Genomic DNA, 256 nt, shown 5'->3' on the forward strand with positions numbered 1-256 from the left:
GAGTGCGTAATAGCTCACTGGTCGAGTGACTCTGCGCCGAAAATGTACCGGGGCTAAACGTATCACCGAAGCTGTGGATTGACATCTTAGATGTCAGTGGTAGGAGAGCGTTCTAAGGGCGTTGAAGTCAGACCGTAAGGACTGGTGGAGCGCTTAGAAGTGAGAATGCCGGTATGAGTAGCGAAAGATGGGTGAGAATCCCATCCACCGAATGCCTAAGGTTTCCTGAGGAAGGCTCGTCCTCTCAGGGTTAGTC

Annotated in this window: 1 rRNA gene; it reads left to right on the forward strand. The window is 52.0% G+C overall.

Annotated features, from left to right (window positions below):
• Positions 1-256 (forward strand): 23S ribosomal RNA (locus M3204_RS24000); the annotation flags it as partial.

The organism is Mesobacillus subterraneus, assembly GCF_023715485.1.
In the GTDB taxonomy this organism is placed as follows: domain Bacteria; phylum Bacillota; class Bacilli; order Bacillales; family Cytobacillaceae; genus Mesobacillus; species Mesobacillus subterraneus_B.